Annotated in this window: 31 protein-coding genes; 16 read left to right on the forward strand and 15 right to left on the reverse strand. The window is 70.9% G+C overall.

What is annotated here, in order from left to right; genetic code table 11:
* Positions 1 to 19: 19 nt before the first annotated feature.
* The 15 genes from ACFYWX_RS02215 to ACFYWX_RS02285 form a co-directional block, all read right to left on the reverse strand.
* Positions 20 to 1,183, reverse strand: a complete 1,164-nt coding sequence (locus ACFYWX_RS02215) for an MFS transporter (RefSeq protein ID WP_061334500.1) — start codon at positions 1,181 to 1,183, stop codon at positions 20 to 22.
* Positions 1,180 to 2,433: an ATP-grasp domain-containing protein gene (locus ACFYWX_RS02220; protein ID WP_385249503.1), complete on the reverse strand. Its 1,254-nt coding sequence runs from the start codon at positions 2,431 to 2,433 to the stop codon at positions 1,180 to 1,182. Before ACFYWX_RS02220 ends, ACFYWX_RS02215 begins: the two co-directional genes overlap by 4 nt.
* A 55-nt stretch (positions 2,434 to 2,488) precedes the next feature.
* Complete coding sequence (locus ACFYWX_RS02225) at positions 2,489 to 2,791, reverse strand: hypothetical protein (RefSeq protein WP_307047082.1); 303 nt, start codon at positions 2,789 to 2,791, stop codon at positions 2,489 to 2,491.
* A 34-nt stretch (positions 2,792 to 2,825) separates the two neighbouring features.
* Positions 2,826 to 4,061 (reverse strand): MFS transporter, encoded by a 1,236-nt coding sequence (locus ACFYWX_RS02230; RefSeq protein WP_389422064.1) that lies wholly within the window; start codon positions 4,059 to 4,061, stop codon positions 2,826 to 2,828.
* Positions 4,058 to 4,579, reverse strand: coding sequence for a hypothetical protein (locus tag ACFYWX_RS02235; protein WP_061334519.1), 522 nt, complete (start codon positions 4,577 to 4,579; stop codon positions 4,058 to 4,060). The genes ACFYWX_RS02230 and ACFYWX_RS02235 overlap by 4 nt, the downstream gene beginning before the upstream one ends.
* Positions 4,576 to 5,418 (reverse strand): winged helix-turn-helix transcriptional regulator, encoded by an 843-nt coding sequence (locus tag ACFYWX_RS02240; protein ID WP_107446555.1) that lies wholly within the window; start codon positions 5,416 to 5,418, stop codon positions 4,576 to 4,578. The genes ACFYWX_RS02235 and ACFYWX_RS02240 overlap by 4 nt, the downstream gene beginning before the upstream one ends.
* A gap of 42 nt (positions 5,419 to 5,460) precedes the next feature.
* Positions 5,461 to 5,874 (reverse strand): hypothetical protein, encoded by a 414-nt coding sequence (locus ACFYWX_RS02245; RefSeq protein ID WP_385249499.1) that lies wholly within the window; start codon positions 5,872 to 5,874, stop codon positions 5,461 to 5,463.
* 10 nt (positions 5,875 to 5,884) lie between these two features.
* A complete protein-coding gene (locus ACFYWX_RS02250; RefSeq protein WP_319648381.1) occupies positions 5,885 to 6,328 on the reverse strand; it encodes a hypothetical protein in 444 nt (147 codons plus the stop codon).
* Positions 6,325 to 6,807, reverse strand: coding sequence for a hypothetical protein (locus tag ACFYWX_RS02255; protein WP_385249497.1), 483 nt, complete (start codon positions 6,805 to 6,807; stop codon positions 6,325 to 6,327). The genes ACFYWX_RS02250 and ACFYWX_RS02255 overlap by 4 nt, the downstream gene beginning before the upstream one ends.
* 101 nt (positions 6,808 to 6,908) lie before the next feature.
* Positions 6,909 to 7,223 carry an SH3 domain-containing protein gene (locus tag ACFYWX_RS02260; RefSeq protein WP_319648464.1) on the reverse strand — a complete coding sequence of 105 codons (315 nt, stop codon included), beginning with the start codon at positions 7,221 to 7,223 and terminating at the stop codon, positions 6,909 to 6,911.
* 181 nt (positions 7,224 to 7,404) lie between these two features.
* The gene (locus tag ACFYWX_RS02265) at positions 7,405 to 8,154 is read right to left on the reverse strand and encodes a hypothetical protein (protein ID WP_389422065.1); all 750 of its coding nucleotides are present in this window, start codon (positions 8,152 to 8,154) and stop codon (positions 7,405 to 7,407) included.
* Between the two features lie 17 nt (positions 8,155 to 8,171).
* A complete protein-coding gene (locus ACFYWX_RS02270) occupies positions 8,172 to 8,870 on the reverse strand; it encodes a hypothetical protein (protein ID WP_385249491.1) in 699 nt (232 codons plus the stop codon).
* 18 nt (positions 8,871 to 8,888) lie between these two features.
* Positions 8,889 to 9,374 carry a hypothetical protein gene (locus ACFYWX_RS02275; RefSeq protein ID WP_061334895.1) on the reverse strand — a complete coding sequence of 162 codons (486 nt, stop codon included), beginning with the start codon at positions 9,372 to 9,374 and terminating at the stop codon, positions 8,889 to 8,891.
* A complete protein-coding gene (locus ACFYWX_RS02280) occupies positions 9,371 to 9,910 on the reverse strand; it encodes a DUF4913 domain-containing protein (protein WP_061334896.1) in 540 nt (179 codons plus the stop codon). Before ACFYWX_RS02280 ends, ACFYWX_RS02275 begins: the two co-directional genes overlap by 4 nt.
* 239 nt (positions 9,911 to 10,149) lie before the next feature.
* A complete protein-coding gene (locus ACFYWX_RS02285; RefSeq protein ID WP_107447415.1) occupies positions 10,150 to 10,905 on the reverse strand; it encodes a site-specific DNA-methyltransferase in 756 nt (251 codons plus the stop codon).
* A 513-nt stretch (positions 10,906 to 11,418) separates the two neighbouring features.
* Here ACFYWX_RS02285 and ACFYWX_RS02290 point away from each other — a divergent pair.
* From ACFYWX_RS02290 to ACFYWX_RS02365, 16 genes are all read left to right on the forward strand, one after another.
* Positions 11,419 to 12,552 carry a C40 family peptidase gene (locus tag ACFYWX_RS02290; protein ID WP_385249488.1) on the forward strand — a complete coding sequence of 378 codons (1,134 nt, stop codon included), beginning with the start codon at positions 11,419 to 11,421 and terminating at the stop codon, positions 12,550 to 12,552.
* Between the two features lie 73 nt (positions 12,553 to 12,625).
* On the forward strand, positions 12,626 to 12,994 hold the full coding sequence (locus tag ACFYWX_RS02295; RefSeq protein WP_385249487.1) for a hypothetical protein: 369 nt from the start codon (positions 12,626 to 12,628) through the stop codon (positions 12,992 to 12,994).
* Between the two features lie 245 nt (positions 12,995 to 13,239).
* Positions 13,240 to 13,548, forward strand: a complete 309-nt coding sequence (locus tag ACFYWX_RS02300) for a hypothetical protein (RefSeq protein WP_385249485.1) — start codon at positions 13,240 to 13,242, stop codon at positions 13,546 to 13,548.
* Positions 13,548 to 14,234 (forward strand): hypothetical protein, encoded by a 687-nt coding sequence (locus ACFYWX_RS02305; protein WP_385249483.1) that lies wholly within the window; start codon positions 13,548 to 13,550, stop codon positions 14,232 to 14,234. Before ACFYWX_RS02300 ends, ACFYWX_RS02305 begins: the two co-directional genes overlap by 1 nt.
* A gap of 36 nt (positions 14,235 to 14,270) precedes the next feature.
* Positions 14,271 to 15,647 (forward strand): ATP-binding protein, encoded by a 1,377-nt coding sequence (locus ACFYWX_RS02310; RefSeq protein WP_385249481.1) that lies wholly within the window; start codon positions 14,271 to 14,273, stop codon positions 15,645 to 15,647.
* 81 nt (positions 15,648 to 15,728) lie between these two features.
* On the forward strand, positions 15,729 to 17,201 hold the full coding sequence (locus ACFYWX_RS02315) for an SCO6880 family protein (RefSeq protein ID WP_389422066.1): 1,473 nt from the start codon (positions 15,729 to 15,731) through the stop codon (positions 17,199 to 17,201).
* A gap of 94 nt (positions 17,202 to 17,295) precedes the next feature.
* The gene (locus ACFYWX_RS02320) at positions 17,296 to 17,757 is read left to right on the forward strand and encodes a DUF6238 family protein (RefSeq protein WP_376387172.1); all 462 of its coding nucleotides are present in this window, start codon (positions 17,296 to 17,298) and stop codon (positions 17,755 to 17,757) included.
* Positions 17,758 to 17,785: 28 nt separating this feature from the next.
* Positions 17,786 to 19,312, forward strand: coding sequence for a VirB4 family type IV secretion system protein (locus ACFYWX_RS02325; protein ID WP_389422067.1), 1,527 nt, complete (start codon positions 17,786 to 17,788; stop codon positions 19,310 to 19,312).
* 390 nt (positions 19,313 to 19,702) lie between these two features.
* A complete protein-coding gene (locus ACFYWX_RS02330) occupies positions 19,703 to 19,873 on the forward strand; it encodes a hypothetical protein (protein ID WP_389422068.1) in 171 nt (56 codons plus the stop codon).
* A 110-nt stretch (positions 19,874 to 19,983) separates the two neighbouring features.
* Entirely contained in the window at positions 19,984 to 20,154 is a 171-nt protein-coding gene (locus ACFYWX_RS02335; RefSeq protein WP_389422069.1) for a hypothetical protein, read from the forward strand.
* On the forward strand, positions 20,144 to 21,058 hold the full coding sequence (locus tag ACFYWX_RS02340; RefSeq protein WP_389422070.1) for a hypothetical protein: 915 nt from the start codon (positions 20,144 to 20,146) through the stop codon (positions 21,056 to 21,058). Before ACFYWX_RS02335 ends, ACFYWX_RS02340 begins: the two co-directional genes overlap by 11 nt.
* Before the next feature lie 213 nt (positions 21,059 to 21,271).
* Positions 21,272 to 22,051 carry a hypothetical protein gene (locus ACFYWX_RS02345; protein WP_376387168.1) on the forward strand — a complete coding sequence of 260 codons (780 nt, stop codon included), beginning with the start codon at positions 21,272 to 21,274 and terminating at the stop codon, positions 22,049 to 22,051.
* A complete protein-coding gene (locus ACFYWX_RS02350; protein WP_389422071.1) occupies positions 22,035 to 23,006 on the forward strand; it encodes a hypothetical protein in 972 nt (323 codons plus the stop codon). The genes ACFYWX_RS02345 and ACFYWX_RS02350 overlap by 17 nt, the downstream gene beginning before the upstream one ends.
* A 158-nt stretch (positions 23,007 to 23,164) precedes the next feature.
* Positions 23,165 to 23,665 (forward strand): hypothetical protein, encoded by a 501-nt coding sequence (locus ACFYWX_RS02355; RefSeq protein WP_389422072.1) that lies wholly within the window; start codon positions 23,165 to 23,167, stop codon positions 23,663 to 23,665.
* Positions 23,666 to 23,968: 303 nt separating this feature from the next.
* Positions 23,969 to 24,748, forward strand: coding sequence for a hypothetical protein (locus tag ACFYWX_RS02360; protein ID WP_389422073.1), 780 nt, complete (start codon positions 23,969 to 23,971; stop codon positions 24,746 to 24,748).
* A gap of 111 nt (positions 24,749 to 24,859) precedes the next feature.
* Entirely contained in the window at positions 24,860 to 25,432 is a 573-nt protein-coding gene (locus ACFYWX_RS02365) for a hypothetical protein (RefSeq protein ID WP_376387694.1), read from the forward strand.
* The last annotated feature ends 35 nt before the right edge of the window (positions 25,433 to 25,467 follow it).

Consider the following 25,467-nt stretch of genomic DNA (forward strand, 5'->3'; position numbering starts at 1 on the left):
GGGGAGGCGGAGGTGCGGGTCAAGGGGTCGTTTTCTCCAAGGCTTTGGGTGCGAGCACGGCGACGCTTGCGGCGAGGAGGGCGGGCAGCAGCAGCGCGTGCGGCAGTGCGGTGACGGTGGTGAGAGCGCCGATGAGGGCGGGGCCGGCGAGCAGGCCGACGTAGCCGGTGACCGCGACGGTGGCGACCGCGCGGGGTCCGCCAGTGCCGGCGGCGGTGATCAGGCTGGGGATCGTGACGGACATGCCCAGGCCGAAGGCCGTCCAGCCGAGGAGGGCAGAGGCGGTGGTGGAGCCGGCCAGTCCGGTGGCGAGGCCGAGCGCGGCCAAAGCGGCGCCGGTGCGCACGACGGTGTCCGCCCCGAAGCGGGCGGTGAGCCGGTCTCCGGCGAGACGGCCTACGGCCATGGCGGCGCTGTAGAGGCCGTACGCCGCGGCGCTGGTCGCGGCTGTCGCGCCGAGGTCGTGCAGGTGGACGGAGGCCCAGTCGGCAGCGGCTCCTTCGCCCAGCAGCGTGGCGGCGGCAAGCGCGCCGAGCAGCCACAATCGGTGCCGGGACAACCTCCTCGGCTCGGGTGAGCCCGGTGCAGCACCGTGGTGGACGGGCTCGAGTGCGGGGCTGGCGACGGTGCGGGTGAGTCGCGTGGTCGCGCCTGCCGCAGCAGCGGCGCAAGCTGCCACTGCGGCGAACAGAACGGTGTGTGAGGTGTGGGCGGTGGTGGCGGCGAGTGCGGCGCCGAGGAGGGCGCCGAGGCTGTAACTCGCGTGCAGCCGGCCCATGATGGGGCGGCCGTGGACGTCCTGGCACCGGACCGCGGCGGCGTTGGCTGCGACGTCAAGCACGCCGTGCCCGATGCCGAAGGCGAACGCCGCTGCCAGGAGGCTCTCCAGACTGGAGCAGAGCCCGAGGACGGCAAGACAGGCGGCGAGGGCTATAGCACCGCCGGTCAGCAGCGCGGGCAGACGGGCCGGGCGGGCGAGACGTCCGCCTGCCTGGAGTCCGGTGACCATGCCGAGGGCGGCGGCCAGCAGGACCAGGGCAAGCCCGGCGGTACTCGCCTTGGCGGCGTTCTGGACGGCGGGCATGCGCGCGCCCCAGACGGCCATCACCACACCCAGTCCGGCGAAGTACCCGGTCAGCAGGCGGCGGCTGCGCACCAGCTCGGGTACTGCGGTCTGTCTCACGCGGCGCCCTGGCCGGTAGTAAGGGCCGTCGGCGGGACCGGGGCGACCTGGACGTCGAGGTTGCGGTACGCCTCCTGGGCGCGGGCTTCGGCGATAGCGGCGGTCGGCCCGGTGGTGATCAGGAAGCCGATGCGGGCGGTGTACAGGTCGCCGCCGTCCTGTGGCAGTACGAGCGGGTCGCCGGCCTGTCGCTGAAAGCGCACGCGCTCCACTCCCCCGACGTGTGCCGTCAGGCGGCGGGCGGTGAGGGTGCCGGAGTAGGCGGGGTAGATGAAGCGGATCGCCGCCCCCTGGTGGCGGTTGGGCGTCAGGTCGGGGGTATGGCCGCAGGCGATGTCGGCGGCGGCACGGGCGAGGTCGACGCCGGTGGCCAGGTGGACGAGGTGTCCGATCATGTCGCCGCCCAGGCGTGCGTTGACCTCGATCAGGCGGGGCCGGTCGCCGATCAGGCGCATCTCGACGTGCTGCACGCCGTCGGTGATTCCCAGGGCCTTGATGGCAGCAGCGGCGGTCGGCGCCACCGTTGAAAGGAGCGGATCGGCGGCGTCGACGGTGTGACCTGTCTCGTCGAAGTAGGGGGCGGGGCCCAGGCGCTTGCGGGTCACGGCGACGGCGGTGGTGGTGCCGCGGTGGGTGACGCATTCGACGGAGACCTCCGGTCCGTCGAGGTACTCCTCGACCAGGACGCCACTGTCCTCGCGGCTGCGGCGTGCGCCGGCCGAGGCGAACTCGAAGGCTGCGGGCAGCTCTTCGGGCCGGTCGATGCGGATCACGCCGATGCTGCCGGCCGCTGCGGCGGGCTTGATGACGGCGGGGAAGCCGAGGGTCCTCGTCGCCCGTTCAGCCTCCTGCAGGGTCCGGGCGGTCATCGAGGCTGCCGACGGCACTCCGTGGCGGGCGAACAACGTGCGGGCGGTGGCCTTGTTGCGGCAGGCCCTCATCACCTCGACGGAGTTCGCGGCCAGACCGAGCGCGCGGGCGAGGCGGGCGGTGGGGACGAGGTTCCATTCGTCCCAGGTGACGACGCCGGCAAGGTCGTGTCGTTCCGCCAGAGCCCGGCCGGCGGAGAGGAGCGCGGTGGTGTCGTTCAGATCGGCGACGGCGTGGTCGACGATGTGCGGCTTCTCCCACGAGGGCTCGGTGCCGGTCAGCAGGACGATGTCGTACGCGGCGGCGACCTGCTCAAGGCAGTAGCCGCGATCCGCCTCATCGCCCGGGGAGACGACGAGTACGAGGGGGCGAGCGGACAAGAAGGGGTTCTCCGAGTCGGTAGGCGGCAGGACGCGGGAAGGGAAAGGGGGTGTTTCAGGCGGCGCGGCGTCGGCGCAGCTCGAACACGCCGGCCCAGTGGGGGTGGTCGTCGATCAGGCGGCGGGCGTAGAGGGCGGTGTAGTTGTTGTTCAGCCCGGCGACCCCGTACGGGAGTTGGCGACGCAGGTCTTCGAAGAGGTCCTTGAGGCTGACCCGTGTGGCACCGGCGGCAAGGCGGCGGGCGGCCATGCGTTCCAGCGCGCGGTAGACGTGCGGGTTGTGCGCGTCGAAGGCGTGGAACTGTTCGGTGATGGTGCGACCGCTCGCGCGGTTCGTCCCGAGGACGGCGGTGGGCATGAGGTTCTCCACAGGAGGGGAAAGCGCGGCAGGGTCAGGTGCGCAGGGCGGGATCGGTGCGCAGGCGGGCGAACGCGTACAACAGGCCGAGGGCCTGCAGACCGGCGCAGACGGTGATGACGTGGCCCAGCGCGTCGGGCGGGGTGAGCGCGGTGAGTACGCCGGCGACGGGGAAGGGCAGCAGGAGGACGAGGACGGTCGCCGACAGGGTGCTGCCGAACTTCTCCGGGGGGATCAGGCGGGAGCGCAGGGTGCGCAGGACCACCGTCATGCCGCCGTCGGCCGCCATGAGGACCGCGACCAGGACCAGGTAGGACAGGTAGTCGGGGGCCTGGGCGGCGGCGAGGCAGGCGAGCGAGGCGAGGGCGGCGCAGGCGGCGCCGACCGGCCACAGGCCCCGCCGGTCGAGCGCGAAGCGGCAGAGCGTGACGCTGAGGAGCGTCGCTGCGGCGGCTGCGGACCAGACCAGGCCGACGGCCGTGGTGGACTGCCCGAAGTGCTTGACAACGATTACCGGACCGGCCGCTTGGAGGAGTCCGGTGGCCAGGTTGGACAGGGTCAGCCCGGTCACGAGCCAGCCGAGCGCCGGAAGAGAGCGGATGGTGCGCCACCCGGTGAGTAGTCCGGCGCCGGACTGTCCCTTCGGCGCGCGGGCCGGGGCAACGGGTGAGGGGGGTGTGCGCAGGGCGAGCATCGCGGCGAGAAGTGAGAGCACCGTGATCACCGCGAGCATCGTCGGCGGCCCGGCGAGCAGGAGCAGTCCGGCGAGGGCGGGGCCGGCCAGGGTCGCGGTCTGGTCGATGCCGAGCAGGGCCGCCTGGACGCGGTGGGCCCGCTTTCCTGCCCGTCGGCCGGCGGCGGCGCCCGCGGTCTCGGCCGCGATGTAACTGAACTCGGTGAGCACGCCGGTCGTAGCCGCCAGCACCAACACCGTTGCGGTCGCCACGGTGCCGGACGGGTGGCAGTGGAGCAAGACCGCGCCGGCGGCGAGGGCCAGCGCGCGCCCCAGGGAGGCAAGATGGAAGACGACTGCCGCCCCGCGCCGGTCGACGATGGATCCGGCCCACCCGAACGCCGCCAGCCGCGGGATCCACTCCAGGGCGAACGCGGCGCCCGTCAGCGCGGCGGAGCGCGTGGTGGCCAGGACCAGCAGCGGGATGCCGTAGGTGGACATCGCGAACGCGAGAGCGTCCGCCGTGCGCGGCAGGTAGATGTTGCGCATCAGCCCGGCGGTGTGGCGTGCATTCCGGGGTGCAGCCGCTGTGCTCACGCGGCCGGCTCGGGCTCGGACACCTGGGTGATCTGGGGGTTGCCGGCCAGCCACTGGATCAGGAGGATGCGGGGACGGACAAGGTCCGCTTCGGCCTCGTCGCTGGGCAGCCGCGCGGCGGCGGCCCGCTGCGGCAGGCCGTCGGCGCGCTCGGTCGCGAGCGAGGGCGCCAGGAGGTCGAGGACGTGGCGGACACGACTGCTGAACTCGCAAACCGGTGCCGGGTAGGCATGGCGTCGAGCCCAGCGCGCAGCCGCGTCGTACAGGTCGGCCAACTCCGAACCCGACTCGGTGAGTTCCAGGCCGGCGCCGGGCGCGGTCCGGACGAGACCGTGGGCGCGGGCCGCTTCGGCAGCGCGGCGCAGTTGGTGCGAGGAGAGGTCGGGGAGGGTACCGGCCAGCCGTCGCGGCGGTATCGCCCCGTTGTCGTCGATCTCGGTGACCAGGCGGATCAAGGAACGCGAAGCCAGCAGCTCGACCGCGTTGCGTACTTCGGCAGAGGTGAAAAAGGTAGTCATCGGCGCGGACCTCCCGCCGGGATGGCTGCCTTCGGCCGGGCGGCCGTGGCATGGGAGAAGAGATCGCGGTTGTGCCACGCCGGAGAGGACTCACCCGTCCGGGCCTGCGGGAGGGTTACGGGGGCCGGCCGGGACTGGCTGCTGACCCACGGCCTCGGCGCGAGCTTCGCCTGCGGATGCCCCCAGACCGGGTGCTGGGCCGCCTGGTTGAGGGGCTGTCCGGCACACCATGCGGACAGGGCGCCGAGAACGGGACTCAGGCCGTCGCCCGCCGCGGACAGCCGGTAGGGCAGGCCGAGGCCCTCGGTGTCGACCAGGCCGTCGGCGACGAGCTGTCGCAGCGGCGGGTAGATGTTGGTCCAGTCGCTGCTGGGCATCACGATCCGGGCCAGGGCCCGCCCGCTGACCTCCTCGCGGGACTTCAGCACCCACAGGATGGCGGCGGCGTGCCGCCGGGTGAGCAGGGTGAGGCTGTCCTCGATCTGCTCGATCGCGGGCAGCGGGCGGTCCGCCTTCTCCAGATGCTCCTCGGCCCAGGTGACGATCACCGGCAGGACCGGCAGCAGGGCGACCCCACGCTCGGTGTGGCCGTAGGTCACATGCCGTGCGGTGTGTTCGGTGCGCTCGACGAGCCCGGCGTCGCACAGCGACTTGAGCTTGGGATGGAGCTGGCCGTTCTGCAACCAGGACACCTTGGCCGCCAGCTCGCTATAACGCTGTGGCGGGCCGGAGAGTGCCAGCAGGATCCTCACGTTCCAGCGCGGGGTGATCATAGCGAGGGCCTCGGTGACCCGGGCGATGTCGGCATCGGTGTCGGGAGGCAGCGCGGTGATGGCCAAGGGGAGGAACTCCTGGGTGAGTAAAGGGAAATCGCCAGCGGATCAGCGGCTGTGTGCGGTGCTCTGGGCCGGAAGTGGTGGAGCCGGAACGGGTGGCGAGGGAGTCGGCGGGGTCGGGGCTGGGGCCGGGACGCGGGCCAGGCTCTGCAGAACGGCGGCGACCGACTTGGCCTGGATGTCGCGGACTGCGACGGCTTCGGCGAGCCGGCGGGAGCCATCGAGGAGATGGGAGACCTCGTGTCGGCCGATCTGCCGCTCGGGGTGGATGAGCCGGGCGAGGTGGTCGCGGTGGAAGTCGATGCTCCGCTCGGCGAGGGCGAGATCGTGGTGCATGCCGAGCAGGGCGGAGAGCATGCCGGGCGGCTGGTCCTGGGCGTGGGCTTCGAGGTCGGCGAGCGGCGCGCCGTAGAGGTCCTCGATCCGTCCGGCTATCTCGGTGGACGTGAGGTGAGACAAGCGGGGGCTTTCACGGTCGGCGGGCCCGGGCCGCCCTGGCACGCTGAGGTGCCGGGGCGGCGGACGGGGGTAGGGCTGCGGTGACCCTGAGTTGTGCCGTGCGGATGGGACGGGCCCGCTGGTCGGGTGGAGGCATGGTGCGCAGCAGCTCGCCGAGGGCGGCGCGGTAGCCGTCGCGGGCGTCCAGCGCCGCCTCCAGCCACTGCGCGTCGAAGCGGAGCTTGTCGGCCGACAGCTCGCCCATGTCGCGGTCCGGATCCATGTCCGCGCACACGCGGTCGCGGACGCGGGCGACCTGCTCCTCGGTCAGAGCCAGAAAGGAACGCAGTTCCAGGGCACGGGCGAGGGCGGGAGAGGCATCGTGGCCCACTGCCGCCTCGTACAGCTTCGAAACGGGGCTCCCGAAGACTTTCTCCAGGTCGCCGTCCATCGTGCTGGACTTGACCCTCCTCAACGGACGGGCCTTCCTGTCCGCCCCGCCGACGCCGGCGCGGGTGTACCCGCGGGTCGGTGGGGAGCGCTGGTCTGCACCGCGGGCCCGGTTCGGGGGCGAAGGCGGGCGAGCCGTTCGGCGGCGAGGTCCTTCTTGCCCGGAGCGTCCAGGTCGAGGAGCCACCGCACGACCAGAGCCCGGCCGTCGCGTGCGGTGACAGCCGCGTTCACGCTGTGGGCAAGGCCCATCGTCGGGTCGTCGACCTCGCTGGGCTGGGTTTCCAGCGCGGCGAGGAGGTCGTCCTCCGCGCGCTCGAGCAGGGATTGGGCCTCGACGAGAAGGCCGTGCCACTTGACGACGTCGGTGGCGTCAGGGTTCACGGTCGGCGCGGCGGCGACCGCGGCCTTCAACTGGTCCATGTCCATGGCGAAGCGCGCTTCGATCCGTTCGGTGAGCACGCCCACGACATCCTCAGCCTCATCGGATATGCCGTCGGACAAAAGAGAAACTCCTTTTCTAGAAAGACCGGTGCCTGGGGGGAATGCGAGGGGGCGGCCGTACCCGGCGGCTCAGCCGCTTACGGGCACCTGCTGAATACCTGTCAGTCCAGGCACATACGGGTATCGCGGTAGACGTAGGTTCCGGACACCCAGCCCTTGACGCCGGTCGACCTGTCCGTGATGTAGAGCCAGTTGCCGCTCTTCTTGTGCACGGTGAACTTGTGGCTCTTGTAAAGCACGCCGAGCGCGGTGGACTTCGTGGTGGCCTTGGACCGGATGGTCACAGCCGACGCGTGGACCTTGTACGGCAGCGGCGGCAGGGACGAACAGCTGCTCGCGGGGGCCGCAGATACCGCGGCGGGTGCCGCACTGGCGGTGGTGGCGCAGAGCACCGGCAGGGCGAGTGTGCCGAGCATCGCCGCGGATATGGCAATTCGTGTGGAGCGCATGCGGAAGAAGCCTCCGTGAAGGCATAGGGATTGCGTGGAATGGCGCCGCGGGAGTTGTCCCGGCGGCTGTATAAGAGTCCGGAGAATCGCCGGTTTGGCTAACCGGCGATCGTCGGCTATGTTGCGCCGCCAGCGTCGGCTTTGGCGCTCAGCGCGAGCGGCCGGGCGGGCGTGGAGCAGGGGCCTTCGGCAGGACGGCCGGGCGGCTGGCTGCGGCTGCCGGGCGGACCGGCGGCAGGGGGCTGGCCTCGCCGGTAAGCCGGTCGTCGCACCACTGCAGGGCTTCGCCCACGGTGTCGAAGCCGCCCTCGCGCAGGGTGTGCGTCCACGCGTCGGTGTCGACCTCCTCGACCACGACGCGGAACGGGCTGGGGGCTCGCTCGTCCAGGGCGCGCAGTGCCACGACGGTGACCATGTCGTCCGGGTCGTCGCGGGTGTAGGAGTAGCCCATGGCGTAGTGGTCGCCGTCGCCCCCAAGGCGTCGCTCCAGCGCACGAGTCGCCTCGTCTGCCGGATGTGGCCCCAGCTCGGGGTCGAGGCCGATGGCGTCCTGCGGGCAGCCGCGGTGGACGAGCCAGGACTGCGCCATCGCGGGCAGCGGCACGCCGGCCTGCTCGAAGGTGAACGTCCGCTTCTCTCGGTCCCGTTGCAGATGCACGGCGAGCAGCTGCGGCATACCAGGGTGTCCCCAGGTGGCGGTGCGGTCGAAGAGGACGTAGTAGCTGTGCGCGCCGTTGGGAGTGTGGTGTGCGGCGAGGGGGACGAGCATGCCCTCGTGGACGGCGACCTGGCGGTAGAAGTCGAGGTACATCTCCTCGTCGGCATCGAAGTCGTCCAGCTCGAAGTCGACTTGGGGGATGGGCTTCCGGGCCGGCGCCGGTTCGGTAGGGGGCAACAAGGGCCTTTCGGTGGAGTTCAGCGCCGCTGCACCGGCGTGGACGGCGACGTGCCGGGGCGAGCCGGGAGCGTGGGTGCCCGTGTCGTGGGGGTCCGACGGGCGGCGAACAGCGCGGCGCGTCCGGCGTCGGTGAGTGCGACCGGCTGGCCGGCGTGCACGGGGTGGCCGGTATCCCTCACGACCAGGCCGGCGTCCTCCAGTCGCTGCAGCTTGGCGTGTGGGATGCGGGTACCGGAGGCGGCGGTGACGGACATCCGGCCGGTCAGCAGGTGTTCGTAGAGCTTGGCGCCACCGGCGATGGCGAGCAGCGCGGCGTGGTCGTCCGTCGCGAGTGGCTGCGCTTCGGGCGCCGGGGCCGCTGCGGCGGCCTCGATGGGCTCCAGGGCGGCGAGTACCTTCCCGGCGGCGGCGTTCCGTGCGTCGGCGGCCTCCTCCAGTTGGTCCACGGTGCGGTGGATGCGCGTGAACAGGGCGTCGTTGACGTCGAACTCGCCGCTGGAAAGGCGGTTCAGGAGGCGGCGGTAGAAGGTGACGCCGGTCTGGGTCTTGGCCAGCTCGCGGTGTCGGTCGACCAGGTGGGCGTGTGGCTCGTCGAGGATGCCGCGGTCGCGGTAGGCCCACAGGGTGTCGATGTCGTGGCCGGTGGCGGCTTCGAGGCAGTGGTCGAGCGGGGAGACCGCACGCCGGGCTGGTGTCGGCGCGGGTTCAGGGGGCATAGGCGAGGTTCCGTGCGTTCAGCGGGTGTGGTGGTGCGCGGGGTTGTGTGCGGGACGGGGCAGACCCGGCGTTGCGGTGGACGGTGGACCGGGCCGGGGCGTCGGAGTGCGGGTGGTCAGCTGCGGGGAGCGGGAGCGGGCCGCGTGGGTGCGGGCGCTCAGCGGCCGGCGGGTCATCCCCAGGCGGCGGCCGACCTCGTCGTAGACGTCGTTGCCCGCACGCGGCCGGATGGCGACGACGTGGATCTCCTTTGAGTGCGCGGACTCCGCGGGGGCCGGGCGGACGCCGTAGACGACGCGCCAGTCCTTGCGCGAGTCCACGAAGAGCTTTCGGTAGCCCTCCAGGTCACCGTCGAGGCGCAGTCCGAAGCGCTGTGCGTTCACGACTTCTTGCAGGTAGGCGAGGGTGAGGTCGCGGATATCGCTGGGGGCTTGGAGGAGATCGGTCAGCGCGCGGGGGTCGAAGCTCAGTCCGAAGGCGGGCTGTCCCTGTCCCGCGGTCATGACGTCGGCTCTGCGGGCCCGTCGGCTTCCGCCGCCGCCGTCTCCGTGCGCGCGGACGGCGGCGGGCCGGGCAGAAGACGGTGCGCTGGCCGGTCGGGAGAGGTCATGCAGGCCGACAGCGGCCCGCCCGGTGCGCGGACGGCCGCAAGGGCGTGGGTGAGGAAGTCCCGGTGCCACACGAACAGGCCGCTCAATCCGGCTTCGGGGTCCTTGTGTTGCTGGTAGGCGAGCCACAGGGCGTGGAGCCAGGCCACGACGTCGTCGTGCTCCTGCCACTGCAGGCACCAGGGCGCTGCGGTGGTGACCTCCGCCCCGTACACCGGGAGGAAGAAGTCGTCGATCCAGTCCGACAAGGCGTCGAGTTCGTCTTCGCGTTCCTCCCCGTCGAGTTCCAGGATCGGGCGGGGCTCCGGCGGAGCGGCGGCAGGCGGCCCGCCGAGCCCCGGCATGCCGAACGCGGCGAACGGCGATCCGCTCGGCTCAGGGGCGGACGCGAGGTGGTCGAGTTGCTGCGCCTGTTGCGCCGACTGCTCCATGAGCCGTCGGACGCTCGCCTCGATTCCTTCCAGCTGTGGATCGGGAATGCGTACCGGCTCCAACTCCCCATCGTCAGGGGGTTTTATGGGTTCGGGCATGAAGAAGTTGGGCCTCCTACGAGACGCGGAATGTAAGGAAGACGGAAGCGGCAATGCTCGGACCGCCGACGGGTGACAAGTCCACTTCGCCGGATTGCCACTAGGGCGCCGGTCGCCTTGACGGGAAGCGCGCTCGCGGCTCAGGCGGTGAGAACCACGTCGTCTTGCGTGAGGGTCTCGCGGATCGTCTCGGTGAGCCGGTCAGCCGCGATCGCCGCGTAGTGCTCGGTCTTCTCCACGCCGATGAAGTCCCTGCCTTCCAGCAGTGCGGCCACCCCCGTGGAGCCGGAGCCGGCACAGAAGTCGAGCACCGTACCGCCCTCAGGACTGATCTTGACCAGCTCGCGCATCACCTCGACGGGCTTCTGCGTGATGTGCTGACGCTTCGCCCCCGAGGGCTGCGAGGCCGAGTACATGCCGGGCAGATAGACGGGGTTCCGGGAGCCGTCGATCGCCCCCTTGCTGGCCCAGACGATGAATTCACAGTTCTGGGTGAACCGGCCCTTCTGGGGCCTGGCCTGCGGCTTGTGCCAGGCCAGTACCCCGCGCCACAGCCACCCTGCCGCCTGGATCGCATCCGTCGTGATCGGGAGTTGACGCCAGTCGGTGAACAGCAGAGCGGTCCCGCCGGTCTTGGTGAGGCGGTGGGCCTCGGTCATGATCTGCGTCAGCCAGAACCCGTAGCTTCGCTGGTCCATGTTCTCGCCGGTGAAGTCCGGCAGGGTGTGCTGGGCGTCGGCGGAGGTGTACTTCTGCTTCGCGGAGCGGGTGGTGCGCTCCTTCGCGGTCCTACCGCCCGAGTTGTACGGCGGATCGGTAATGACGGAGTCGACGCAGCCGTCCGGAAGGCCGGCGAGAACACTGAGGGCGTCGCCCTGGTGCAGAGAAAAAGGCAAAGAGGAACCCCTATTCGGGTGCGGAGTCGCGGAGAGAACTCACCGCCTCGCACACAAATCCTCGCGGGCCGGGAGTGGGCATGCAGAAGCCCAGGGCCACAGACCGAGGAAGGCGAGGGGGAGTCCAAAAACTGTAGAGGCGAAAACGCCGACGACCAAAAAGCTGGCGTGAGGTGCCGGATTCCGATACCTCACGCCAGCTTTTTGGTCAACCGCCGATCTGGGCCTACTGTTTTTGAACCGCCCGGCGCACACCGCCGCTGACTACTCCCTGCCCCACCTCACGGAGGTACCCCCTTGCCCCGGCACACCTAGCTCACCGCCCGGCCACGCGGAGCGAGCGGCAACTCGCCCACACCGGCCCGCCTTGATCGCCCACCCCCGCCGCCGCGCCCTTCCCATCCCGCCTCTCGCACGCGGCACGGCCGGACACTGCACCCCGAAGGACACGCTCATGACGTCTCGCCACCCACCCACGCCCGAAAGCCCTGACCGGCGAGCGATCCGCTCCGGTTGAAGGCGCTCGCCGCCGGCATCGGCGTCGTCTTCCTCTCCCCAATCCTGATCGCCGGCACCGGCATGATGCTGGCCTCCTCCGCCGACGCCGTGCAGAGCAGCAGCTCCTTCAGCAGCTGCCTCACCGACATCGACACCGACGAGGTCGCCGAGCAGGTCACCAAGATTCTCGACGGCGCGTCCGGCAAGAACGTCCACGTCGAGGGCCTGGACCTGCCCGCCGAACAAGTCCCCAACGCGGCGACGATCGTGGCCGCCGGCCTCTCGCTCGACGTCCCCAGGAAGGGACAGATCATCGCGCTCGCCACCGCGATGCAGGAGAGCCGGCTGCGCAACCTCAACTACGGGGACCGGGACTCGCTCGGCCTGTTCCAGCAGCGCCCCTCCCAGGGCTGGGGCAGTGCCCAGCAGATCCGCGATCCGGTCTACGCCTCCGAGCAGTTCTACAAGCACTTGCTCAAGGTGAGCGGCTGGCAGCAGATGACCGTCGCCCAGGCCGCCCAAGCCGTGCAGAGATCCGCCTACCCCGACGCGTATGCGCAGTGGGAGAGCCTGGCCACCGCGCTGCAGGATGCCATCGCCAAGACCTTCCCGGGCGGCGGCACCGACGCGGACAACAAGGACACAGACCAGGGCGAGCAAGCATCGACCGGCACGAGCGGCTGCGCTCCGGGCCAGGACGGTTCCGGCTTCGGCCGTATCCCCGAGGGAAGCGTCCCGAAGGGCTACGCGATCCCAAAGGACGCCGATCCGAAGGCACGCAAGGCCATCGAGTGGGCGATGCACCAGCTCGGCACGCTCTACCAGTGGGGCGGCACCTGCACCAACGCTCACGGCCCCGACCCCATGGGCCGCTGCGACTGCTCCAGCCTCATGCAGCAGGCGTACGCCCACGCCAACGTCACGCTCACCCGCACCACGTACACGCAGGTCAACGAGGGCAAGGCGGTCTCGCCAGCCCAACTCAAGCCCGGCGACCTGATCTTCAGCCGCGGCACCGCCGCACGGCCCGAGCACGTCGGCATGTACATGGGCGACGGCCTCGTGATCGAGGCGCCGCGCACCACCAAGCCGGTCCGGATCACTCCGATCAAGGACTGGACGATTCTCGCCGCCCGCCGCGTCCGGTGACACCGGCCGGGGCGCAAGGGGCCCCGGCGCACATCTCTGACCGAGATTCCCCTAATCAGTACGGAGCATCTTCTTGGTATCCCGCCCCCGCGCCCAGCGTGCCCTCGCGGCAGCCTCTCTGGGCCTGGCCGTCGTCGCCGGCGGCCTGGCCACCGCCTCCACGGCACAGGCGTACGACACCGGCACCACCACCATCAGCTGCAGTGCGGTCAAGGTGCGCAAGGCACCGTCGAAGACGTCCACGGTCTTGGGCATCGGCTACAGGCACGACAAGGTCGTCTACGACCAGTGGGTCTACAAGAAGGCCGAGAAGACCTGGTACACGCGCGGCACCGTCACCCGGAAGTCGGACGGCAAGAAGATCGGCCGCGGTTACATGATCTACAACTGCGCGAACCCGTACAGGACCAACCCCGCTCCGAAGCCGCCGATCCCGAAGTAGGGGTCTTCCACGGCCGGTTCGGCCCCTGAGCCAGCGCCTTCGCCGGGAGCACTGGCTCGGTCCGCAGCCTCGGCGCGGCACCTGCTGCGTCCCCGTGCGAGCGATGCCGTCTCTTCGCGGACGCCGCCCGGGCCAGCCCGTGCCTCCACGGTGTCTGCCCTCCCTTTCTACGAGGCGCTGCCTCGTTCCTCCCTTTCCTTCTGTGATTCCCGCGCGCCAAATTTTGGCGCGCCCAAGGAGCCTCCTTGCCCCTACTCGAAACCGTGCAGTACCTGGCCTACGATCCCGGCATCACGCCGTCGGGCGGTGGCCTGCCCGGCCTGAGCGTGCTGAAGAACGTCGTCAACTCGATCAACCTGTTCGGCATCATCGCCGTCGTCGGCGCCCTCGCCGTGTCGCTCGGTGTGTGGGCCTGGGGCCACCACACGGGCGGTCACCAGGCCGAGGCCAACGGGAAGAAGGGCGCGGTCGTGGCCGCAAGCGCCGCCCTGGGCCTGGGCGCCGCTAACGGAATCGTCGCGTTCTTCTCGACCCTCGGGTCGCAGGTGCACTGATGAAGAAACGACTCCCCTCCCTGTCCTCGTATGGCAGTGGCTGGCCGGCCAGCCGGCGCATCGCGATCGTCGCCTCCGCCGTCGCAGTCCTGCTCGCCATCGCCGGGATCGTCGCCCTGCTGACCGGAGGCGGCAACGGCCACCAGGCCCCGGACACCGCCGCGCCCGCCCCGAGTGGCAGCCCGTCCTCGTCCGAGGCCGCCCCCAAGCCTTCCTCCGGATCCGGGTCGGTGTCCCAGCCTCCGCAGATCGCCGAACCGGTCGCCTACGCCAAGGCGGCGGCCCAGATGCTGTGGTCGTACGACACCCGCGACACCAGCCGCGACCAGCAGCTTGCCGGCATGCGTGCCTGGATGACCACGGAGACCAAGTACGCCGACTGGGTCTCTGTCTCCGGTCAGGTGCCCGATCCGGTGCTGTGGTCGCGGATGGCCGACCAGGACCAGCACGCCACCGCTGGCGTCACCGAGGGGCACTACCCCTCCGCGTTCAAGCAGGCGCTGGCCGATGACCCGTCCGCGATCACCGAGGCGTACATCTACGTCGTCACTGTCAACGGCACGCAGCAGATCGCCTGGAAGAAGGGCGGCGGAGGGGCCGAGGAACGGGCCGTGACCCTCGCCGTCCAGTGCCGCCCGAATCACGACTGCGCCCTGGCCGCTATCGCACCGAGCGTCACGCAGTGACCCGCGCCTGATTCAAGAAAGGAGGAGTAACTCCTCGTGGGTTTCTGTGATTTCCCCCTGGCAGACAAGTTGTGTGCCGTCGGCGACGCAGTCGATTTCGCCTCGGACCCCGGCAAGGCCATCGGTGACTGGATGGCGAAGTCCGCCGGTGAACTGGCCGCCGCCGCAGCCGATCTGGCGGCCGAGGCCGTCAACACCACCACGAAGGTCGATCTCAACGCGTCGTGGTTCGTCGACAACTACGAGATGCTGCTGCCGCTGGGCCTGGTGCTGCTGGTCGCCACCTTCTGCGCACAGCTGGTCCGGGCCGCCGTCCGACGCGACGGACAAGCCCTGGCGCAAGCGTTCACGGGCACCATGAGCGGCGTCCTGTTCGCCTTCTGCGCCATCGCCTTCACCACGGTCGCCGTCGAAGTGGTCGATGCCGTCAGCGACGGCCTGTTCAAGACCGCCCACCTGAACATCGAGTCGGCCGTGCGACGCATCGTGAAGGTCAACCAGATCGCGGGCCTGTCCGGGATGGGCTGGCTTGTTGCGGTTGTCGCCGGCCTTGGTGCCGCCGTCGGTGCCTTCCTCTATTGGTGCGTGATGATGGTCCGCAAGGTCGGCATCCTCGTCATGGTCACGCTGGCTGTCTTCGCGTCCGCCGGCGGCGGGTGGGAGGTCGCGCGGCGCTGGCGCAAGGGCTGGATCGAGGCCACCGCCACCCTTGTCGTCTCCAAGCTCCTGATGACCGTGATCTTCGTCCTCGGTATCGCCGCCATGGGCGAAACCGAGGCCAAGGACGGCATCGCCGCTCTGGCCGACGTGATGTCCGGCATCGTGATCATGATTCTGGTGCTGCTGTGCCCGTACGCCGTCTTCAAGTTCGTGCACTGGGCGGCCGACGGGACCGACGGCGAGTCCATCCACCGTGCCGGTGGCGCCGGAGCGCAGATCGCCAAGGCGCATGCCGAGAACGCCGCCCGTAAGGCCGCCGCGGCTGCGGCCACTGCCGGAACCGGTGGCGCTGCAGCCGGAGCAGGCGCCGCACCGCAGGGGCCCGACGCCGCTGGCGGTGGCGGTTTCCCCGGCGACGTCGCCGCCAACCCGACCGGCGGCGGAGGGGGCAAGGAAGGTTCGCAGGACGGCGGTGCGGGCATCTCGCCCGGTGGCGACGCGGTCAAGTCCGGTCTGGAGAAAGCCGTCCAGCCCGCGCCGACGAGCGTGTCCGACGACACCAGCGGCCAGGTGGGCGGCAGCCCGGGGCCGGGCGGGTCCGGAGCGAACGCCGCCTCCGGCCAGGGCGGCGGATGGCAGTCCGCGGCGCCGACCACCACCGCGCCGCCGCAGGGCGCACCCCCGCCCTCCGGCTCGCAGAACGCCACGTCCAGCGGGTCGGCATCACCCTCTCCGCCGCCGACCGGCCTCTGATCCCCTGCCCGTCCACCGGGGGCGGGACGTGCGCTGCACCTCCCGCCCCCTGGTTCACCCGCGTCTCCAGGACCCGCCCCTTTGACTGATCTCTCCGTCGCCCCGGTCACGGTGAAGTTCCCGCACCGGTCCCGCCGCGGCATCCTCCTCGGCCTCTCCCTGCCCCAACTCATCCTCGTCTCCTGCACACTGGCGCTCCTGCTGATGACGGTGGTCTCCACCGGACTGCTCGGCGCCGTCGCCCTGGCCCCGCTGTGGGCGGCATCCGGTGCGCTCGTCACAATCCGCCGGCACGGCCGCTCCCTCATCGACTGGGCGCCGATCGTCGCCCGCTACGCACACCGCCGCCGCACCGGCCAGACCCTCTGGCTCGCCCGGCCCGTCACCCGGCCCCGGCAGGACGGCATCCTCCACCTGCCCGGCGCCACCGCCTCCCTCAAGGTGGTCACCCCCGGCGACTCCGCCAACGGCGCCGCGGCCGTGCACGACCCGCAACAGCAGACCCTGACCGCCATCGCCCGCGTCACCAGCCGCGCCTTCGCCCTCCTCGACCCCGCCACCCAGAACCACAACGTGAGCAGTTGGGGACGCGCGCTCGCGGGCATCGCCCGCACCGGGCACGTCGCCACCGTCCAGGTGCTGGAACGCACCGTCCCCGACTCGGGCGACACCCTCACCCGCCACTGGACCCACAACGGGCAGCCCCAGACCCCGGTGGCCGGGCAGATCTACTCCGAACTGGTCTCCTCTGCCGGCCCCGCAGCCGCCCCGCACGAGACCTACCTCGCCATCTCCCTCGACCTCAAGGCCGCCCGGCGCCTGATCTCGCAGGCCGGCGGAGGGCTGCCCGGGGCGTTCACCGTCATGGAGCAGACTTCCGCGTCCATCGCCCAGGCCGCGCGCAACGCCGGGCTCCAGGTCACCGGGTGGCTGAGCGCGCGGGAGATCGCCGCCGTCATCCGCACCGCCTACGACCCAAAGGCGCTCGCCTCCCTCCAGCAGTGGTCCGAGACCGGCCGCGCCGAGGCCGATCCCGCAGCCGCCGGGCCCGTCGTCCAGTTCGAGGAGTACGACCGGCTCGCCACCGACAGCGCACGGCACGCGACGTACTGGGTGGAGAACTGGCCGAGGACGGAGATGGGGGCCGGGTTCCTGCACGGGATCATGTTCACGGCCGGCGTGCGGCGCAGCCTGTCCCTTATATACGTGCCGCAGGGACTCGAGTCCGCGCTGCGGGATGTGCAGCGGAAGAAGGCGGCGATCATCGCCGACGCCAACGAGAGGGCCCGCCGGGGGCAGGTCGACAGCGAGGAAGACTCCGTCGAGTACGCCGACGTCAAGCAGCGTGAGCGCCAGCTCATCGCCGGACATGCCGACGTGGCCCTGACCGGACTGGTCACCGTCACCGCCGAGACCGACGCCCTCCTGGACGCCGCCTGCGCACAGATCGAGACCCACGCCGTCACCTCCGGTGTCGATCTGCGACGGCTCAACTACCAGCAGCCGGACGCCTTCGCCCTCAGCGCGCTCCCGCTCGCCCGGACCGCCCTGTGAACCAGGCCCGTCCTCGCCGGTCAGCGCCGTGGCGCCCGCCGCTCTTCGATCATCCGTCACCGCCCCTGCCTGCCGGCAGGAAGGACCACCACCCTTGACCGCTCCCACACCTCCGGACGACGCGCACCCCTACCTCCGCGCCGCGAGCGCCGGAGTACGCCACCACACGCGGGCCCTGACACCGTCGGACGCGAACCCGCCCCGGCCAGCGGACCGCGTGCACCTTGACGTGCTGCACGCCCACCTCACCGCCCTGCACCAGCTCTTGGACCGGCTTGCCGACAACACCCGGCCTGCGCACCCCGCTGCCGGCCGCCGCCTCGCCACCGCGCACACCCGCCTCTGGCAGGCCACCAGCGAGGTCCACTCCGCCTTCCACCTGCTGCCCAACGACACCGCAGCAGAAGCCGAGACGAGCGCATGCCATCCAGAGCGGCTGCCCGAGGGACCGCCCGTGCTCACGATCTGCCAGCGCCACCTCGCCGCCGGACACAGCATCCGCCGCAAGACCACCCCCACTGACCTCCGCCCGCACACCACGGCCTGCGTGCGATGAGCACCACCCGCAGAAACGAGGGCCACCGATGAACCACCGGCCCGCCCGCCGCGCCTCCGCCAGCCCGCTCTTCACCCCCCACGGCACCGACCGCGCCAGCCGCAAGGCCGCCCGTCGCCAACTCGCCGAGGCCACCGCCAAGGCCCGCGCGGAAGCCAGCGCCCACCAGAGTGAGAGCACATCCGCCGCCCACGAGATGCCCACCGCGCTCTACCCGGCGAACGGACGTCCCGGACCCGCCTCCGCGCGGGGGAACCGGCTGAAGCTGCCCGCCCACCGCATGACCACCGCGGTCGCGGCCGGTGCCTATCCCTTCCTGGCCGAAGGCGGACTCGGCGCCGAGGGCATCTACATCGGGCGCGACGTCCACGCGGAAGCGTCCTTCGTCTTCGATCCGTTCGCGCTGTACGGCAAGGTCGAGGGATTCACCAACCCCAACCTCCTGCTCGCCGGGGTCATCGGCCAGGGCAAAAGCGCACTCGCCAAGAGCTTCGCGCTGCGTTCGGTGGCCTTCGGATACCGCGTCTACGTCCCGTGTGACCCGAAGGGCGAATGGACGCCGGTGGCCGAGGCCCTCGGCGGCCGGTCTGTCGCTCTCGGTCCCGGACTGCCCGGACGGCTGAACCCCCTGGACGCGGCCCCGCGCCCGCAGAGCGTCTCCGAGGACGACTGGGTCGGCGAGATCCGCAAACGGCGCCTCCTCCTGCTCGGCTCCCTGGCCCGGACAGTCCTGGGCCGGGACCTGATGCCCATGGAGCACACCGCCCTGGACGTCGCCCTGGACGCCGTCGTCACCCGCGCCGCCGCCACCGGCCGCACCCCGCTGCTCGGCGATGTCGCCGCCACCCTCAACAACCCCAGCGCGCTCGACGAGGCCGCCGGGATGATGTCGGGCCAACTCGGCGACGCCGCCCGCGACCTCGCCCACGCCATGCGCCGCCTCGTCCACGGTGACCTGGCCGGCATGTTCGACGCCCCCTCCACCGTCGCCTTCGACCCGAACGCACCGATGCTCACCATCGACCTCTCCCGTCTCGGCGGATCCGGCGACGACACCGCCCTCGTCCTCGCGATGACCTGCGCCTCCGCGTGGATGGAATCCGCCCTCTCTGACCCATCCGGCGGCCGGCGCTGGATCGTGTACGACGAGGCATGGCGGTTGATGCGGCACGTCGGCCTGCTGCAGCGCATGCAGGCCCAGTGGAAACTCTCACGCGGCCTCGGCATCGCCAACCTCATGGTGATCCACCGGCTGTCCGACCTGCTCACCGCCGGCGACGCCGGATCACAAGGCCGAGCTCTGGCCGAAGGACTCCTCGCCGACTGCAGCACCCGCATCATCTACCGCCAGGAGACCGACCAACTCCACGCCGCGGCCTCGCTCCTCGGCCTGACCTCCGTCGAAATGGACGCCATCGCCCACCTCAACCGAGGGCGTGGCCTGTGGAAAGTCGCCGGACGATCTTTCATCGTGCAGCACCTCCTGCACGCGTACGAGCTGGCACTCTTCGACACCGACGCTCGAATGCATACAAAAACCGCAAAAGACTCATGAAACCTGATATCCAGCGTGAACTGATCCCGCGCGCCGCCACCCTCCACCTCATCGACGCGCTCAACGCCGTAGGGCAAACTCTCCGGCGCGTTCGAGCAGTGGGAGCTGCTGGACGACACCGGTCACGTCCCGGCCTCGCCGTCCTACACCGCGCTTCTCCAGCACGTCACCGGCGCACAGACGCTCGCCCGTGATGTCGTCCAGCTGACCGCGGACTTCGCCCGGACCGCCTCCAGTACGAACCGTGCCGGCAGCGCCGTCCTCGCCCATCTGGCGTCGGCGGTCACCCTGTCGAGCCAGGCCGTACCGCACTTCGCCGAGACCGCACAGACCGCGCTCTCACCGCCCCGGCCGCACAGCGAGAACGACAGCTACCTCCGTGACAACCGCATGGTCGTCGAACACGCGACGGCGCGTGCCTGTCTGCGGCGCGCGGCACAGGCGCTCGGTGACGCAGTCCAGGAACTCACCGACCACCTCGACTTCCACCGCTTCTTCCTCACTCCCTCCCGCCGCCAGAGCCCGGTACCGCCGCCCAAACCGGGCGGTCGCCACCACTGACCCGGGACCGCCCCCACCCCCTTTCAAGGAGTCCTCTGAACCGCCCCGCCCACTTCAGCGACGCCGACTGGGCCGACTACCAGCAGTGCCAGGCCGAACACGACGACCTCATGGCACAAGTCGCCGAACGCGAAGCCCAGATGGAGCACGGCCTGATCGCCGCCTACGACGAGTACGAACTCGATCTCACTCCGGTGCCGAAGCCGGAAGCCGACCCCGCTCGCCGGATGTCTCCGCCCCGCCACGCGCCGGCCTCCCGCAGGAGGAACCGTGGCCGCTGACCAGGAGAACCCTCCAGAGGCCCGCCGCGCGGCTGCGCTCGCACCGCTTCCCGACCACCGCAACGTGGACACCCCGTGGTGGCAGGAGCTGTGGCGCCGCCACGCGCACATCACCACGCCACTGCGAGAGCGCGGGCTGGAGTGCGACATCGAGTTCGGCCTCAGCGCCTACATCGTGCGCGTATCCCTCCCCGACGACAGTTACCTGATCATCGGTCCGCCGCAGGAGCCCCCCTCCGACCGCCCGCCGGGCAGCCCGGAGGGCTGGATCGCGACCCGCGAGCACCCCGACAACCCGTCGCTGTTCGAGGTCCTCTACGACTCGGCGCCCTGCGACGACCCCGGTGCACCCCAGCGGCCCGAAGCCCGGCACGGCGGCAGCATCCAGCCCCTGATCGAGTCGATCGACCATCGCCTCGCGCAGCTCGGGCTGCTGCCAACTCCCTCCTCGCCCACCGCCCGTACGCCCGTGTCCGCAGCCGAGCCGGCGCTCCTCACCCCCAAGCCCGCGGACGTCTCCGGCAACGCGGACCGCACCTTCGTCTACGGCGACGTACTCCTCGCTCTCACCGACCGGCTCAACGCCACCGAGTCACCTACGGACGCCGCCCTGCTGCACCAGATCCTGGACCCCACCAGCGGCCTGCTGGAACGGCTCGGCGAGTTCTTCGAAGCAGCCGCGGAAAAGGCCAAGGAATCCGAGCAGGACGACGGATTCGACCTCCACTACGACCTTCAGGACGCGGCGACCACCCTGCGCAGTCTCGGCGAGGACCTGCACACCGCTGTCGACCGCATGCGTGCCCTGGCCCCCGCGCGCCGGACCACCCGGGCCGGTCTCCCGCCGGGCCCGAGCCAGGGGCCACCGACAGCGACCACCCCCGTGCCCGGCCGCACCCGGTGAACCAGGCACACCCGACGCTCACCGCCCCCTCGCCCGGCTCAAAGACCAGAAACGTGCCGCCTTCCCGAAATGGCGAGGTCCACCAGCCGCAGGCCCCACTTCGTGGACTTCCGCCCGGCAGGCAGGTGGCCCGGACGGCGGTCGGCGTCGCCTCCGGGGAGGTACACGGTGCGCTATCTCGGCACTCCCTCGGGGCCTGAGATTCGGGCTGCGATGAGCGCCGGACGCATCGGCTGTATGACCACCCCGGCGCAAGGCAGTCGGATCCCCGAGGGTGCGCTGTATGCCTGTGACAACTCCAAGTTCGGCAGCGACGGCAAGGGCCGCTACTGGCCCGGAGCCCAAGCCTGGTTCGCGTGGCTGCACCGTACCGTTGAACGGTACGGGCCGGATCGCTGCCTGTGGGCGCTCGCCCCGGACCAGCCGTTCGACGCCGCCGGCACCCTCACCGAGTCCCTGCCGTGGCTGGCCCGCATCCGCGAACTCGGCGTGCCCGCGGCCTACGCGGCCCAGGACGGCTGCGACGCCCCCGGGCTGCTGCCCTGGGACGACTTCGACGTGCTGTTCCTGGCCGGATCGACCGAGTGGAAACTCGGCCCCGTCGCCGAACGGCTAGCCCGCGAGGCGAAGGCCCGCGGCAAAGGCGTGCACATGGGCCGCGTCAACTCCCGGATCAGGCTGGGGATAGCCGAGTGGTTCGGCTGCGACAGCGCCGACGGCACCTACCTCGCGTTCGGGCCCGACAAGAACCTGCCCAAGCTCCTCAGCTGGCTCGACGAACTCGATGGCCGACCCTCCCTCGTCGGCGGCACACAACCCTTCGCCGCCCCCGACACTCCGTCGACGGCTCCGCCTGCGCGAGCAGACCTCCGACGACGTGTACTGCCAGGTCACGAGGCTGCCATGACATCGAAGAAATACCCGCCCACGGCGACAAGCGATGTAGCCCCCGCCCTCCCGACACCACGAGGTCCCCGTGCCAGAACCCGCTGAACAATCGACGCCGCACCGGTCGCAGCAGCAGAACCTCGAACTGCGCAGTACCTCCGAGCCCCTCGAACTGCTCGACCACACCGACCACGTCCCGGACGATGGCGGGTCACCGGCCGGAGCCTCGTCGTCCGACATCAACTCCACTCGCACGAGCCTGGCGTTGTTCGACACTGACGGACCTGCAGACAAGCCCATGCCCGCCATTAGCCTCGGCGATCACGACCAGATCGGTGTCATCGCCCTCACCAGCAACGACGCCCCCGCGGCAGCCCACACCCTCCTTACCGACCACGGCTTCTGGCGCCCACGCGGCGTCTTCGGCTCCATCCTGCTCCACGACAGGTACGACCACGACGTTCCGGCCCGCCTCACGCGGTTCCTCGCCGATGCCGACCGACAAGGCATCGGCGTGGAATACCACCTGCCCCGCATCTTCGCGAACGCCGGTTCTCCCGCTGCGGGCAAGCGCGTCGAAGAACTGTGGCGCGACAACCAGCAACGGGAGTACCGCCGTGCACAGCGTGAGGCCGTCCGCATCGCCACCTCCGGCAGCGATCTGGAGTCCCTCGCCCATGGCCTGTGTCACCGTCTGCCCGGCGAATGGGTTTCCTGCATCACCGACTTCACCGATCCGGACAGCCAGCTCGACTTCTTCGACGACCTGTGGGACAATGCGTCTTTGGCCAGTGCCTGGATGCAATTCCGCGTTCCCCGCGCCGCGATCCTCACCGGCCCCAACCGCCTTGAGCTCGTCGTGATCGACCGCCCGCTGCATCGCGGGCAGGTCCTCGTCGGCGCGCTATCCCTGCACGGCATCACCCACGACTACTTCGGCGACGCCAACGCCCCGCACGCGATCGCAGTCCCCGCCGAGGCAGTCCGCGCCGCGCACACGGTCTCCCGGCGGCTCCTGCCCCGCTACCGCCAGGCCGCCCGGCGCCTCAGGAACCCATGACCGCGTCCCGCACCGATCTGTCCGCCTCCGAGGGCCCACCGACCCGCCCGCCCACAGCAGCGCCCGGCATACAGCCGACCGCGAGCACGCCGTCCTCAGCACGGCGGTAGACACCCCCACCCCTCCTGGAGTTCCCGCTGTCCGATCCTGACCAGCGGATGCTGCTGCACGACGTGGCCGACCGGCTCAACACCGTGGCCGACCACCTCCCGCTCCCCGACCAGATCCAACCGGACCCGGCCCTGAGCGAGATCCTGGACGACGAAGTCCGCCACCTGGCCAGCCTGCTGACCTACCTCGTCGGCGAGAGCGCCTTCCGCCACCGGGCCGCCGCCCGCTACCCGACCCGCGTCACGGCCACCCACCGCCGCACCACGCTCGCGCTCGCCCAAGCGGCCGAGCCCACCAGCGCCGCCCTCGGCTCGGCCGTGCACCACCTCGGCCTCCTCGCCGACCTCACCCACCAAGCACCTGGTCCCGCCCGCACCCGGGCGATCGCCTCCACGTACCCGGGTCTCGTGGACCGGCTCGGTGAAAGCCGCACCTGCCTCGCCCGCGCCGCGAAGCAACTACGTGCCGCCGCCGACACCCGAGCGACACCGGCCGTGACCGCGCCGTCCCCGCCGACCGCATCCGCCACCGCATCCCGCACCCGCTAACCCCCTATTTCCCGGAGCCTCCTGATTCCCCTGCACACCTCCGCACGCCGCACCGCCCTCCTGCTCACTGCCGTATCCGTCGCGCTGACCGCGTCCGCCTGCGCCACTGCCGGCAGCCCGGACGCCGACACCACAGCCAGGGCCACCCGCAGCAGCGCCTCCCCCACCCCGACCGCCGAGCCGGCACTGACGAAGAAGGAGGCCCTCGCCCAGATCTCCCACTACTCCAAGATCAACAACGAGGCCAACACCGACCGCGACCGGCGCCTGCTCGACACGGTCGAGGACGGCCCGCTGTACGCGATGTCCATCTCGGACTACACCGAGACCGAAGGGCTTCCCGCAGCGGACCGCAAGCCGTACAAGCCGTGGTCCTACGACTCGGCAAACGCCGAGCTGTACATCCCACGCCTGGAAGCGGGGCAGAACCGGTGGTTCGCCGCCGCGCTCTCGGATCAGAAGGGCAAGGCGCCCTCGCGTCTGGCAGTGTTCGCCGAACGCCCCCAGCACAAGCGCTGGGAGATGGTCTCCGTCGTCGACCTGGACAGCCAGAAGCTGCCGGACATCGCCCTCGACCGGAACGGGTACGCGACGGCCGTTCCCACCGACGGCAACAAGCGGCTGGCAGCGGACGCCGACCTGCTACGCGCAGCCGTGCTCGACAACTTCGCCACCGGAGGCACGGACACCGGGACGAAGGTCTTCGCCCCGACCAAGGCAAGCAAACGGCAGATCGAGGTTCACGACAAGACCGGCACCCGCTACGGGAACCAGGGCACCACCGTCTTCGCCGGCGCCGCCAACCGCTACACGGACGCCTACGCCCTCAGGACCACCGACGGCGGCGCGTTGATCCTCTTCTCCCACACGCACACCCAGACCGACGCCGTCGCGCACTCCGGCCTGCAGATCGACCCCGGCAAGGACGACCGGGCCTGGCTCCACGACGTGCCCCGCACCTCCATCACGTACACGTTCGTGTGCAACGACGCCGCCATCGTCCCCGCGAAGGCCGAGCCGTCCCGACTGATCGGTTATACCTGCGCCCGCACCGACGCCTCCGGCCCCCCGGTCGCCTCCTGATCGGACCGCGTGGAAACGCACGACCCCTGACGGGCCGCACGCCCCTGATGGCCGCCCGACGTCCCCGCTTCCTTGCTCGATCCGGAGAACTCCCTGTCCACACGTTCCTTCATCGCCCGCCCCACCACCGGCACGGGATACAGCGGCATCCACGTCCAGCTCGACGGCGTACCCAGCCACCACCTGCCGCTGCTCCTGGCCGCCTACCAGTACAAGTTCGGACGCGACGTGGAAGCCATGTCCCGTCACCTCATCGACGACGTCGCCGTCGGCTGGGACGAGCTGGGCACCGATCTCCTCGACGGCGCCCCGCCCTCGCTTGTGGCCGCGCTGACCGGCGGCGAGCAGTGGCCCAGCCGCAACCTCGACCATCTGATCACCCCGGACGGCTCCCCGCCGCGGCGCATGTCGGTCACTGACGAGACCGCAGACGAGCAGGACATGCAGTGGGGGTACATCCTGCACAAGGAGGGCATCGAGGTGATCAGCCTCCTCCACGAGGACATCGGCCCGGTCGTGGACTGGGCCTTCGACCCGCGCACCGCCTTCAACGACCACCCGGCGGCCTGGTCCTCCCTCGACCCCGCACCGGTTATCCGGGCATCGCGCAGCACGCCGTCCCCGGGCGCTCCCGCTGCATCCCCGGCGAAGGCCCAAGCCCCGCGTCCCGCCACGCGCCGCTAGTTCACTCTCGTCTTCCCGGAGCCTCCCCTGCCCTC

This window comes from Streptomyces sp. NPDC002888 (genome assembly GCF_042888465.1).
In the GTDB taxonomy this organism is placed as follows: Bacteria; Actinomycetota; Actinomycetes; order Streptomycetales; family Streptomycetaceae; genus Streptomyces.

Bases quoted from the DNA above. Each gene is read 5' to 3' on its own strand.
- ACFYWX_RS02360 (WP_389422073.1), top strand. From the start codon at position 23,969: ATGTCCATCTCGGACTACACCGAGACCGAAGGGCTTCCCGCAGCGGAC.
- ACFYWX_RS02280 (WP_061334896.1), bottom strand. From the start codon at position 9,910: ATGGAGCAGTCGGCGCAACAGGCGCAGCAACTCGACCACCTCGCGTCC.
- ACFYWX_RS02270 (WP_385249491.1), bottom strand. From the start codon at position 8,870: ATGCCCCCTGAACCCGCGCCGACACCAGCCCGGCGTGCGGTCTCCCCG.
- ACFYWX_RS02305 (WP_385249483.1), top strand. From the start codon at position 13,548: ATGAAGAAACGACTCCCCTCCCTGTCCTCGTATGGCAGTGGCTGGCCG.
- ACFYWX_RS02335 (WP_389422069.1), top strand. From the start codon at position 19,984: ATGGCACAAGTCGCCGAACGCGAAGCCCAGATGGAGCACGGCCTGATC.
- ACFYWX_RS02225 (WP_307047082.1), bottom strand. From the start codon at position 2,791: ATGCCCACCGCCGTCCTCGGGACGAACCGCGCGAGCGGTCGCACCATC.
- ACFYWX_RS02325 (WP_389422067.1), top strand. From the start codon at position 17,786: ATGAACCACCGGCCCGCCCGCCGCGCCTCCGCCAGCCCGCTCTTCACC.
- ACFYWX_RS02345 (WP_376387168.1), top strand. From the start codon at position 21,272: ATGAGCGCCGGACGCATCGGCTGTATGACCACCCCGGCGCAAGGCAGT.
- ACFYWX_RS02235 (WP_061334519.1), bottom strand. From the start codon at position 4,579: ATGACTACCTTTTTCACCTCTGCCGAAGTACGCAACGCGGTCGAGCTG.
- ACFYWX_RS02260 (WP_319648464.1), bottom strand. From the start codon at position 7,223: ATGCTCGGCACACTCGCCCTGCCGGTGCTCTGCGCCACCACCGCCAGT.
- ACFYWX_RS02330 (WP_389422068.1), top strand. From the start codon at position 19,703: ATGGTCGTCGAACACGCGACGGCGCGTGCCTGTCTGCGGCGCGCGGCA.
- ACFYWX_RS02355 (WP_389422072.1), top strand. From the start codon at position 23,165: ATGCTGCTGCACGACGTGGCCGACCGGCTCAACACCGTGGCCGACCAC.
- ACFYWX_RS02275 (WP_061334895.1), bottom strand. From the start codon at position 9,374: ATGACCGCGGGACAGGGACAGCCCGCCTTCGGACTGAGCTTCGACCCC.